This window comes from Polymorphospora sp. NPDC051019, from assembly GCF_040683055.1.
In the GTDB taxonomy this organism is placed as follows: domain Bacteria; phylum Actinomycetota; class Actinomycetes; order Mycobacteriales; family Micromonosporaceae; genus Polymorphospora; species Polymorphospora lycopeni.
Window position 1 is genome coordinate 264,725 of the sequence record NZ_JBFBCH010000010.1, and the last position, 10,877, is coordinate 275,601.

The 10,877-nt window shown below is 74.2% G+C and carries 10 protein-coding genes; 6 read left to right on the forward strand and 4 right to left on the reverse strand.

Annotated features, from left to right (window positions below; all coding sequences use genetic code 11):
- Nucleotides 1-154: 154 nt before the first annotated feature.
- Together AB0M79_RS20030 and AB0M79_RS20035 are read left to right on the forward strand one after the other, a co-directional pair.
- Nucleotides 155-871 (forward strand): ABC transporter ATP-binding protein, encoded by a 717-nt coding sequence (locus AB0M79_RS20030; protein WP_364215561.1) that lies wholly within the window; start codon nucleotides 155-157, stop codon nucleotides 869-871.
- A complete protein-coding gene (locus AB0M79_RS20035) occupies nucleotides 868-1,623 on the forward strand; it encodes an ABC transporter permease (RefSeq protein WP_364215564.1) in 756 nt (251 codons plus the stop codon). The genes AB0M79_RS20030 and AB0M79_RS20035 overlap by 4 nt, the downstream gene beginning before the upstream one ends.
- 132 nt (nucleotides 1,624-1,755) lie before the next feature.
- On the opposite strand, the gene AB0M79_RS20040 is transcribed toward AB0M79_RS20035, so the two are convergent.
- Complete coding sequence (locus AB0M79_RS20040) at nucleotides 1,756-2,517, reverse strand: DUF2470 domain-containing protein (RefSeq protein ID WP_364215566.1); 762 nt, start codon at nucleotides 2,515-2,517, stop codon at nucleotides 1,756-1,758.
- Between the two features lie 73 nt (nucleotides 2,518-2,590).
- Between AB0M79_RS20040 and rpsD the strand changes: the two genes are divergently transcribed.
- Nucleotides 2,591-3,202 (forward strand): 30S ribosomal protein S4, encoded by a 612-nt coding sequence (gene rpsD / locus AB0M79_RS20045; RefSeq protein ID WP_357540732.1) that lies wholly within the window; start codon nucleotides 2,591-2,593, stop codon nucleotides 3,200-3,202.
- A gap of 131 nt (nucleotides 3,203-3,333) precedes the next feature.
- Here the strand turns inward: rpsD and AB0M79_RS20050 are convergent, their stop codons facing one another.
- The gene (locus AB0M79_RS20050) at nucleotides 3,334-5,082 is read right to left on the reverse strand and encodes an ABC transporter ATP-binding protein (RefSeq protein WP_364215633.1); all 1,749 of its coding nucleotides are present in this window, start codon (nucleotides 5,080-5,082) and stop codon (nucleotides 3,334-3,336) included.
- Nucleotides 5,083-5,186: 104 nt separating this feature from the next.
- Nucleotides 5,187-7,046 carry an ABC transporter ATP-binding protein gene (locus tag AB0M79_RS20055; protein ID WP_364215635.1) on the reverse strand — a complete coding sequence of 620 codons (1,860 nt, stop codon included), beginning with the start codon at nucleotides 7,044-7,046 and terminating at the stop codon, nucleotides 5,187-5,189.
- Between the two features lie 265 nt (nucleotides 7,047-7,311).
- On the opposite strand from AB0M79_RS20055, the gene AB0M79_RS20060 reads away from it, so the two are divergent.
- Nucleotides 7,312-7,941 (forward strand): TIGR03085 family metal-binding protein, encoded by a 630-nt coding sequence (locus AB0M79_RS20060; protein WP_364215569.1) that lies wholly within the window; start codon nucleotides 7,312-7,314, stop codon nucleotides 7,939-7,941.
- A 105-nt stretch (nucleotides 7,942-8,046) separates the two neighbouring features.
- On the opposite strand, the gene AB0M79_RS20065 is transcribed toward AB0M79_RS20060, so the two are convergent.
- Entirely contained in the window at nucleotides 8,047-8,517 is a 471-nt protein-coding gene (locus AB0M79_RS20065; RefSeq protein WP_364215572.1) for a septum formation initiator, read from the reverse strand.
- A gap of 103 nt (nucleotides 8,518-8,620) precedes the next feature.
- Between AB0M79_RS20065 and AB0M79_RS20070 the strand changes: the two genes are divergently transcribed.
- Together AB0M79_RS20070 and AB0M79_RS20075 are read left to right on the forward strand one after the other, a co-directional pair.
- Nucleotides 8,621-9,310, forward strand: a complete 690-nt coding sequence (locus tag AB0M79_RS20070; protein ID WP_357540726.1) for a response regulator transcription factor — start codon at nucleotides 8,621-8,623, stop codon at nucleotides 9,308-9,310.
- Nucleotides 9,307-10,590: a HAMP domain-containing sensor histidine kinase gene (locus tag AB0M79_RS20075; protein WP_364215576.1), complete on the forward strand. Its 1,284-nt coding sequence runs from the start codon at nucleotides 9,307-9,309 to the stop codon at nucleotides 10,588-10,590. The genes AB0M79_RS20070 and AB0M79_RS20075 overlap by 4 nt, the downstream gene beginning before the upstream one ends.
- Nucleotides 10,591-10,877: the final 287 nt, after the last annotated feature.

The window sequence follows — 10,877 nt, forward strand, 5'->3', positions numbered from 1 at the left end:
GTACCCAGCCTGGCAGTTCGAGCGCACTCGAAGTCAAGCCCGCCGCGCCCGCGTCCGCCGGTCGGGGCCGGGCCCGGGACCAGGGCCGACCCGGTCGGGCCGCCACGGCGCGTCCGGACCCACTAGCCTGGACGTGCCTCATCGAGGAGGGGCCATGGACAGCGCGATCGAGGTCACCGGTCTGGTGGTCGAGCGCGGTGGGCGGCGGGTGCTCGACGGCATCTCCTGCACGATCGCGCGCGGCGCCGTCACCGGGCTGCTCGGCCCCAGCGGCAGCGGCAAGACCACCCTGATGCGGGCCGTGGTCGGTGTGCAGCGGATCAGGTCCGGCAGCGTCACCGTGCTCGGTCAGCCGGCCGGCTCCGCGCCGCTGCGCCGCCGGCTCGGCTACCTCACCCAGGCCCCCAGCGTCTACGCCGACCTGACCGTACGGGAGAACGCCCGCTACTTCGCGGCGCTCTACGGCCTGCCCCGGTCCGCCGCCGACCGGGCGGTGACCGACGTCGGCCTCGCCGACGCCGCCGGACAGATCGTCGGCACGCTCTCCGGCGGCCAGCGCAGCCGGGCCTCGCTCGCCTGCGCCCTCGTCGGCGAACCCGAGATCGTCGTGCTCGACGAGCCCACCGTCGGCCAGGACCCGGTGCTGCGCGCCGACCTGTGGGCCCGGTTCCACGACCTGGCGTCGCGCGGCACCACGCTGCTGGTCTCCAGCCACGTGATGGACGAGGCCGGCCGCTGCGACCGGCTGCTGCTGATCCGTGACGGCCGACTGGTCGCCGACGACACCCCGGACGCGGTACGCGCCGACGCCGGCACCGCCGACCTCGACGAGGCGTTCCTGCGCCTGATCAGGCGGGAGGCCGACCGGTGAACGGGCGCATCCTGGCGGCGACGGTGGGCCGGGTCCTGCGGCAACTGCGCCACGACCGGCGTACGGTCGCACTGCTCGTGGTGGTGCCGGCGGTGCTGCTCACCCTGCTCGACTTCATGTACGCCGACCAGCCGGTGCCGCCGGGCCAGCCGGCCACCTTCGACCGGGTGGCGCTGGTGATGCTCGGCGTCTTCCCCTTCGTGATCATGTTTCTGGTGACCAGCATCGCGATGCTGCGCGAGCGGACCAGCGGCACCCTGGAACGGCTGCTCACCACCCCGCTGCGCCGGCTCGACCTGCTGTTCGGGTACGGCATCGCGTTCGGCCTGGCCGCGGTGGTGCAGGCCGGCGTCGCCGCCGGGGTGGCGTACTGGCTCCTCGACCTGGACACGGCCGGCAGCCCGGCGCTGGTCCTGCTCATCGCGGTGGTCGACGCGGTCCTCGGGGTGGCGCTCGGGCTGTTCTGCAGCGCCTTCGCCCGCACCGAGTTCCAGGCGGTGCAGTTCATGCCGGTGGTGGTGATCCCGCAACTCCTGCTCTGCGGGCTCTTCGTTCCCCGTGACCAGATGGCCGGCTGGCTCCAGGCGGTCAGCGACGTCCTGCCGCTGTCGTACGCGGTCGAGGCGCTGCAGGAGGTGGGCGCCAACGCCGAGCCGACCGGCACGATGTGGCGGGACGTGGCGATCGTGTCGGGGGCGGCGGTCGTCGCCCTGGTGCTCGCCGCCGCCACCCTCCGCCGCCGCACCGGCTGACCCACCCCGCCGGGTTGCCGCGTTGATCAAGGACTAGTCGTGGTGTTCGCCGCCCGAGTCGCGGCATACATCCCCTTGATCAACGTGGCGGCGGGCCCGGCGCGCGTGCCGCCCCCCGGAGCGGGGCGGGCCTCAGCGGCGGGGGGCCGTTTCACCGCAGCGGTGGCAGAGCACGGGGTGCAGCAGTTTGGCCAGGTCGGCGCGGTCGGTCACCGGGCGGGGGAACGCCAGCCGGGCGCAGTAGCGCGAGCCGGGCGGGCCGATCGCGACGACGAAGCCGTACCGGTCGAGCCGGACCACCTGCGGCTGGTGGTCCGGCTCGTGGTCGTGGCCGGCGCCGCGCAACTGGCGGCGGATGAACCCGGCCATCTCGGTGACGTGGTGGTCGCCGAGGTCGGCGAGCAGTTCGCCCTCCTCGTCGCGCAGCGGGTCGGGTTCGGCCTCGGCGTAGTCGTCCGGGTCGATGTCGATCATCACGCCGGCGCGCTCGAGGCGCACCTCGGCGACGTCGACCCGGTGCAGGACCATGCCCCGGCCGACGTCGAGCAGGTCGCCGGTCGGGTCGACGGCGGCGTAGTCGACGGCGGCGGCGACCGCGGCGGCGCCGGTCAGTTCGGCGGCCCAGCCGGAGATCCAGACCCGGCCGAGCGTCGGCGATCCGGTCACCGGCGGGACGTCCGGCACGTCGAGCACGACGGCGACGTCGTCGGCGCCGTCGGCCGGGTGCAGGGCGTACGCGGGCAGCGTGCCGGCGCGGGTCAGCAGGAGCAGCTGTCCGGACGGGTCGGTGACGTGGCGGACCGGATGCGGACCGGGCCGGCAGGCGACGTGCGCGGTGCCGGCCAGTCGGCCGGCGGCGAGAGTACGGGCGACCTCGGCGGGGCTGGGTTGCATGACATCGTCCTCCGGCATCCGTTAGCCTTACCTAAGTTAGGAGAGGCTAACTTATCAACCAGGAGGCGTCCACGTGAACCAAGCTCGTCCGAAGGTGCGACTCTCCCGGGCCCTGGGCATCCCGCTGACCCGCAAGTGCACCAAGTACTTCGAGCGGCGCCCGTACCCGCCGGGAGTGCACGGCCGGTCCCGCCGCAAGACGTCGGACTACCAGGTCCGACTGCTGGAGAAGCAGCGGCTGCGGCACCAGTACAACATCAGCGAGACCCAGCTCCGGCGTGCCTTCGACGAGGCGGCCCGCAGCACCGGCAAGACCGGCGAACAACTGGTCAACCTGCTCGAACGCCGCCTCGACGCGGTCGTGCACCGGGCCGGGCTGGCCCGCACCATCTACCAGGCCCGCCAGCTCGTCGCCCATGGACACTTCACAGTGGACGGTGGCAAGGTCGACCGGCCGTCGTACCGGCTGCGGCCCGGCCAGATCGTGACCGTACGCGAGCGCAGCCGGACCAAGCCGCCGTTCCAGGTCGCCGCCGCCGGCGGATACGCCCCGGACGGCCCGACCGCGCCGTACCTGTCCGTCAGCCTGTCCGACCTGACCGCCACCCTGCTGCGCGAACCGGCCCGGCGCGAGGTGCCGGTCCTCTGCGACGAGCAGCTCGTCGTCGAGTTCTACTCGCGCTGACCCGCGGGCGGCGGCATCCTCCCCGGCCGCCGCCCCGGCCGATGTTCACCCCGCGCCGGCCCGGCCAGGAGTTCACCCCGCGCCGGACCGGCCGGCGGGTCGCCCCCGCGCCGCCGGACCGGCCGGCGGGATCAGCGGGTCTGCTCCAGCCAGGAGGCGAAGAGCAGCGCGTAGACCGAACCCGGGTCACGCAGCAGCTCGGCGTGCGGCCCCCGCTGCACCACCCGCCCCTTGTCGACGACGATCACCTCGTCGGCCGCCTGCGCGGTGGAGAGCCGGTGCGCGATCGCGACCGTCGTACGCCCCCGCGTCACCGCCTCCAGGGTCCGCTGGAGCCGTACCTCGGTCGCCGGGTCGACCGCGCTCGTCGCCTCGTCCAGGACCAGCAGGTCCGGGTCGGCGACGTACGCCCGGGCCAGCGCCACCAACTGCCGCTCCCCGACACTGAGCGCCTCGCCGCGCTCCCCCACCGGGGTGTCGAGCCCGGCCGGCAACCCGTCGACCCAGTCGGCGAGCCCGAGATCGGTGAACGCCGCCGAAAGCTCCCCGTCGGTCAGCGACGGCCGCCCGAAGCGCACGTTGTCGCCGACCGTGGTGTCGAACAGGAACCCGTCCTGCGGCACCATCACCACCCGCCGGCGCAGCGACTCGAACCGTACGTCGGTCAGCGGCACCCCGGACAACTGCACCTCGCCCCGCGTCGGATCCATCAACCGGGTCAGCAGCTTCGCGAACGTCGTCTTGCCGCCACCGGTCTCCCCGACCACCGCCACCCGGGTCTTCGCCGGGATCTCCAGCGTGACGTCGGAGAGTACATTCGGCCCGCGCTCCCCGTTGCCCGCCGGATAGGCGTACGCGACGTCGGCGAACCGTACGTCGATCGGCCCCGCCGGCAGGTCCCGGCCCTTCTCGCCCGGGTCGGCGACGTCCGGCGCCACGTCGAGCACGTCGAGCACCCGCCGCCAGCCGGCGATCGCGTTCTGCGCCTCGTTGAGCACCTCGGTCGCGATCTGCACCGGCTGGACGAACAGCGTCACCAGGAACAGGAACGCGGTGAGCTGCCCGATCGTCATGGAGCCGTCGACACCGAGCCGGACCCCGAGCACGACCACCGCCGCCAGCGCCAGACCGGTCGCGATCTCGCCGACCGAGAAGCTGGTCACGCTCGTACGGATCGCCCGCTGCTGGGCGACCCGATGCTGGTCGATCGTCTCGTCCAGCCGCCGGGCGATCCGGCCCGACACCCCGTAGGCGCGGATCACCGGCGCGCCGACGACGGTCTCGGACACCGCGGCGAGCATCGCCCCGGTCCGCTGGCGGACCACGCCGTACGCCCCGGCGAGCCGGCGCTGGAACGCCCGGATCACGATCACCGCCGGGACGAACGCGGCCAGGACCACCAGGGTGAGCTGCCACGAGTAGACCGACATCACCACGGCGGTGACCACGACCTGACCGCCGTTGATGAGCAGGATCACCCCGCCCCACTGGAGGAACTGGCTGACCTGGTCGATGTCGCTGGTCACCCGGGACACCAGCGAACCGCGCCGCTCCGACTGCTGGTGCAGCATCGACAGGTCGTGCACGTGCCGGAACGTCCGGGTCCGGATCCCGGCCAGCGCCGTCTCGCTGACCGTGAAGAGCCGGCGCATCATCAGGTAGCCGCACAGCGTGGTCACCGCCAGGATCGCGGCCGTCACCGCCACCACCGCGCCGACGACCCCGAGATCCGGGCCGTCCTCGGCGGCGAGGCCACGGTCGATGCCCTGCTGGATCGCGACCGGCACCACGGCCCGCCCGACCATCGCCACCAGGGCGAGCGCGATCGTGCCGCCGAGCCCGGTGCGCAACTCCGGCGACAGCGCCAGCCCCCGGCGCATCGTCCGCCAGGTGCTCTCCGTCGCGGCAGTCGTGTCACTCACCGTTGCTCGCCTTTCGTTCGCGACTGCGGGGCTCACTCGCTGCGCTCGCTCGCTCCGCTCGCTCACGGCGTCACCTCGCTGCGCTGCGCCGTCGGGCTCGTCGCTGCGGCGTCGTCGGACTCGTACGGCTTCTCGCGCTCCCGCTCGGCCTCGGCCCGCTCGTACGCGGTCACCAGGCTGGCGTAACCGGGCACGTCGGCGAGCAGCGCCTGGTGGCTGCCCCGGGCGACGACCCGGCCGTGCTCGACGTAGACGACCTCGTCGGCGAGCGCGATCGTGGCCCGGCGGTAGGCGACGACGAGGATCGACGTACCGGTGCCGGATCCGCCGCCCGACCCGGCTCCGGGATCGCGCAGCGCGGCGAGGATGGCGGCCTCCACCCGGGGGTCGACGGCGCTGGTGGCGTCGTCGAGCACCAGCAGCCGGGGCCGGCCGGCCAGCGCCCGGGCCAGGGTGAGCCGCTGCCGCTGCCCGCCCGACAGCGACGTGCCGCGTTCGCCGACCATGGTGTCCAGCGCCTCGGGCAGCCGGGCGACGAACCCGTCCGCCTCGGCCAGCCGCAGCGCCGCCCACACGTCCTCGTCGCCGATGCCGGACCGGTCCAGCGAGATGTTGGCCCGTACGGTGTCGTCGAAGACGAACGGGACCTGGGCGACGAGCGCGACGGTGCCGGCGAGCGAGTCGGCGGCGAGATCGCGTACGTCGACCCCGTCGAGGTCGACGGTGCCGGACGACGGGTCGACCAGCCGGACGGCGAGCGAGGCGATCGTCGACTTGCCGGAACCGGTCGGCCCGACCAGTGCCACGGTGCGACCGGCCGGCACGGTGAACGACACGTCGTGCAGCACCGGCTGGCCCGGCCGGTCGTCGTCGCCGGTGGGATAGGCGTAGCTGACCCGGTCGAAGGTCAGGGTGGCCGGGGCGCCGCCCCGTCGGTCGAGTTCGGTGCGGCCGTACGCCATCTCGCCGGTCGCCTCGAGGACCCGGACGAGCCGGTCCCAGCCGGCGACGCTGCGCGGGAGTTCGGCGAGCACCCAGCCGATGGCACGCACCGGGAACGCGAGCACGGTGAACAGGAACGCGACGCTGACCAGTTCGGTGACGGTGATCGCGCCCTGGCTGAGCCGGGCCGCGCCGACCAGCAGGATCGCCAGGGTGCCGAGGCTGGGCAGGGTCTCCAGCAGCGGGTCGAAGACGCCGCGCAGCCGGCCGACCCCGATGAGCGCGTCGCGCAGCTCGCCGGCCCGGCCGGCGAACCGCTCGGTCTCCGGCGCCTCACGCCCCATGGTCTTGACCACCAGGGCGCCGTCGAAGCTCTCGTGCGCGATCGCGGAGACCTCGGCCCGCAACTGCTGGGCGAGCGCCTGCCGGGGCGCCATCCGGCGGGAGTAGACGACGTTGAGGGCGAACAGCGCCGGGAAGATGGTGAGGCCGACCAGGGCCAGCACCCAGTCGGTGACGAAGAGCGAGCCCATCGCCGCCAGCAGCATCAGGACCGTGCCGACCGCGAACGGCAGCGGCGCGATCGGGTACCAGGCCGCCTCCACGTCGGAGTTGGCGTTGGACAGCAGCGTGCCGGTGGCGTGCCGCTGGTGCCACGACAGTGGCAGGTCGAGGTAGCGGCGGGTCACCCGGCGGCGGTAGCTGGCCTGGAGGCGGTACTGCATGAAACCGGCGCCGAGCCGGCGGCCGAAGATGCCGACCACCTTGACGACGCTGATCCCGAACAGGGTCGCGGCCCCGAGGGCGAGCAGGCTCACGTCGACCCGGCCGGCGGTGACCGCGGGCGCCGCGACCTCGCCGACGATCGCGCCGACCACGTAGGCGCTCGCGATGGTCACCAGGCCGAAGACGAGGCTGCCGGCCACCGCCACGGTGAAGATCCTGGGCTGTTCCCGGATGGCGTATCCGAGGATCCGCATTCCTCGAAGCAGGATGTCCCGACTCGTCTTCGCCACACTGTCCCCCGCCGTGAGTTGCCGTACCGTCGCCCGGTCCCACCGGGGCGCCCCTCGCCGTAAGTTCCCCTACCCGCACCCCGGCCTTACCGGGGCGACCCCCCATCCTGACCCACCCGGCCCCGCTGTGACGACCTGGTAACAGACGTAACCGCCGTCACAGTCGGGCACCGCCGGGTGTCGCACCGGCCGGCGCGCCGGGAAGGCCGATCGCGCCTACGATCCAGGAATGCCGACGTACGCCCAGACCGAACGCCGGGACCTGGCCGACCTGTTCCTCGCCGTCGGCCCCGACGCTCCCACCCTGAACGACGGCTGGCGCACCCGTGACCTGGCGGCTCACCTGATCGTCCGGGAACGCCGGCCGGACGCCGCCGGCGGCATCGTGCTGCCGCCGCTGCGCGGGTATGCCGAGCGGGTGCGTCTGCGGATCGCCGGCCGACCCTACCCGGAGATCGTGGAACTCGTGCGCCATCCTCCGTGGTGGAGCCCGATCAGCAACCCGCTGTTCGACCGGGCGGCGAACACGATGGAGTTCTTCATCCACCACGAGGACGTACGGCGGGCCCAGCCGGGCTGGCACCCGCGCGAGCTGACCGCCGACTTCCAGGCCACGCTGTGGCGGCGGGCGTCGACGCTGGCCCGGCTGAGCCTGCGCAGGTTCCGCGCCGCCGTGCTCGTGCAGGCACCCGGGTACGGCGAGACGTCCGCCGGCGCCGGCGGTGACCGCCTGCGGCTCGTCGCCGCCCCGGCCGAACTGGTGCTGTTCCTCAGCGGCCGGCAGCGGGCCGCCCGCGCCCAGATCGAGGGCTCCCCGCCGCTGGCGGCCCGCCTCCGCGAGGCGAAACTCGGCTTCTGACCCCCGCCCGCCCCGCACCTTCCCCGCGATCTTGCGGTTGTCTCCCCCGTTCGCCGGATTCGCCGGGCGACAGGTGCAAGATCGGGGAGGGTGGGCGGCGCGGGGTCAGTCGTCCAGCTCCCAGCTCACCCTGGGCTGCCCGTCGACGCAGGTGACGCTGACCTCGTAGCTGCCGCCCGGGCCGTTGAAGGTGACCTCGGCGTCGTCGTCCGGGCCGCGGTCGACGTCGGACGCCCCGTACCCCTGGTGCGGGGTCCACGAGGTCAGCTCCGCCTCGCCGCCGACGCAGCGGGCCACGACCGTACCGCCCGGGGTGGACAGGGCGTGTCGGGGTTCCGGGGTCGCGGCCGGCGTGGTCGGCGTGGCGCTCGGGGTCGGCTCGGGTGCCGGGCCGGTCGGGCCGGCCGACGGCGGCAGGGCCAGGTCCCGGGCGATCCGCTCCTGGCTGTAGACGTCGCCCGCGGAGCCACCGGTGATCCCGGCCCCGATGACGTTCACCGCCCCCACCCCGGTGAGGGTGGCGGCGGCGACGGCGGCCAGCCAGCCGGCCACGGCGAGTACGGTTCGACGGCGCATGCCCCGACTATCCACCCGCCGCCGTTAACGTCGGGGCCGGGGAACCCTAAAAGAGGGTTAACGGGTGCCGTGAACGCCGATCGACCGGGATAACGTGCCTGCTGTGGCCCGCCTGCTGATCATCGAAGACGACCTGGCGATCCGGACCCCGCTGATCCGCGCGCTGCGCGACCGCGGACACGCCGTCGCCGCCGCGCACACCGCCCTCGGTGGCCTGCAGAACGCCCTGGACGACCGGCCCGACCTCGTCGTACTCGACCTCGGCCTGCCCGACCTCGACGGCCTGGAACTGCTGCGGATGCTGCGCGCGGTCAGCAAGGTACCGGTGATCATCGCGACCGCCCGCGACGACGAGGCGGAGATCGTCCGGGGGCTCGACGCGGGCGCCGACGACTACGTCGTCAAGCCGTTCACCGCCGCCCAGCTCGACGCCCGGGTACGGGCGGTGCTGCGCCGCGGCGGCAGCGAGCCGGTCGACAGCACGGTGACCGTCGGCGAGTTGCGGGTCGACCCGGCCGCCCGGCTGGCCAGCCTCGCCGGCGCCCCGCTCGACCTGACCCCGCGCGAGTTCGACCTGCTGCACCACCTCGCCGCCCGGGCCGGCCAGGTGGTCAGCAAACGCGAACTGCTGACCGAGGTCTGGCAGGTGCCGTACGGCGGCGCCGACAAGACCGTCGACGTGCACCTGTCGTGGCTGCGCCGCAAGCTCGGCGAGACCGCGCAGGAACCCCGCTACCTGCACACGGTGCGTGGGGTCGGGGTACGCCTCGACGCGCCGGCGGAGCCCCGGTGAGGCGCCGGCTGTCGCTGCTGGTCGCCGCCACCACCATCCTGGTGCTGGTCGCCTTCCTGGTGCCGCTGGCGCTGCTGCTGCGTACCGTCGCCCAGGACCGGGCCGTCGGTGCCGCCACCGCCGAGGTGCAGGGCATCGTCGCCGCCGTCGGCGCGGCCGACCCGGACACCCTGCGGCTGAGCGCCGAGCAGGTCGCCGCCGCGTCCGGCCAGCCGGTCACCATCTTCCTGCCCGACGGTTCGGTGCTCGGTACGCCGGCACCGCGTACCCCGGCGGTCGAACTCGCCGCGCGCGGTCGCAGCTTCACCGCCGAGAGCGCCGGCGGCCACGAGATCGTGGTCGCGGTGCAGGGCCGGCCGGACGGCACCGCCGTCGTACGCACCTTCGTCCCCGACGACGAGCTGACCCGCGGCGTGAACCGGGCCTGGCTGGTGCTCGCCGGGCTCGGCGCCACACTGGTGCTGCTCGGCCTGCTGGTCGCCGACCGGCTGGCCCGCAACCTGGTCCGGCCGATCGGCGAACTGTCCGAGGTGTCGCACCGCCTGGCCCGGGCCGAGCTGACCGCCCGCGCCACCCCGTCCGGCCCGCCGGAGCTGCGCGAGGTCGCCGGCGCGCTCAACCACCTCGCCGGCCGCATCCAGGAGCTGCTGCGCGAGGAACGCGAGCAGGTCGCCGACCTGTCGCACCGGCTGCGTACCCCGCTGACCGCGCTACGGCTGGAGGCCGAGTCGCTGGCCGACCCGGCCGACGCGGCCCGGATCACCGCCGGTGTCGACGCCCTGGAACGGGCCGTCACCGGGCTGATCACCAAGGCCCGCAAGCGCAGCGACACTCCGGCCCACGACGGCTGCGAGGCGACCGCCGTCGTGGGCGACCGGGTCAACTTCTGGTCCGTGCTCGCCGAGGACACCGGCCGGGCCGTCACCCTCGACCTCGCCGCCGGCCCGCTGCCGGTACGGCTCTCCGCCGACGACCTCGCCGCGGCCCTGGACGCCCTGCTGGGCAACGTTTTCGCGCACACCCCCGACGGGACCGCGTTCACGGTGACGCTGGCCCCGGGGCCGGGCGGCGGCGCCCTGTTGACCGTCGCGGACGAGGGGCCGGGGCTGCCGGCCGACCAGGTACGCCGGGGCGAGAGCCGCGGCGGTTCGACCGGTCTGGGGCTCGACATCGCCCGCCGGGCCGCCCAGTCCAGCGGCGGCAGCCTCGACCTGAGCGCCGGCCCCACCGGCGGCGCCCGGATCACCCTGACCCTGGGCCCTCTCACCCACCCCACCTGACCCCCACCCGCCCCTGCTGCCCCGCCCCCTGTTGCCCCGCCCCCGTGCCCCCGCCCTCTGCCCCGTTCCCCCGCCCCCGCGATCTTGCACTTGTCTCCCCCTTCTGCCCGGAATGTCGGGCGACAAGTGCAAGATCGCGAGGGCGGGTGCCGGGGGCACCACGGGCGTTCCGGGGATGGGTAAGTGTGGCGGCCCACAGCGAAAACGGCGTATCGACAGCGAATTTGCTGTTGCCCGCGACAGCGGCACCGGCAATTGCCGGTCCGTCGAGCGTCGACCCGCTCCGC

Excerpts from the sequence above, each read along its gene's own strand:
- AB0M79_RS20040 (WP_364215566.1), bottom strand. The coding sequence starts at position 2,517 with ATGCAACCCAGCCCCGCCGAGGTCGCCCGTACTCTCGCCGCCGGCCGA.
- AB0M79_RS20030 (WP_364215561.1), top strand. The coding sequence starts at position 155 with ATGGACAGCGCGATCGAGGTCACCGGTCTGGTGGTCGAGCGCGGTGGG.
- AB0M79_RS20065 (WP_364215572.1), bottom strand. The coding sequence starts at position 8,517 with ATGCGCCGTCGAACCGTACTCGCCGTGGCCGGCTGGCTGGCCGCCGTC.
- AB0M79_RS20055 (WP_364215635.1), bottom strand. The coding sequence starts at position 7,046 with ATGCGGATCCTCGGATACGCCATCCGGGAACAGCCCAGGATCTTCACC.
- AB0M79_RS20050 (WP_364215633.1), bottom strand. The coding sequence starts at position 5,082 with ATGCGCCGGGGGCTGGCGCTGTCGCCGGAGTTGCGCACCGGGCTCGGC.
- AB0M79_RS20060 (WP_364215569.1), top strand. The coding sequence starts at position 7,312 with ATGCCGACGTACGCCCAGACCGAACGCCGGGACCTGGCCGACCTGTTC.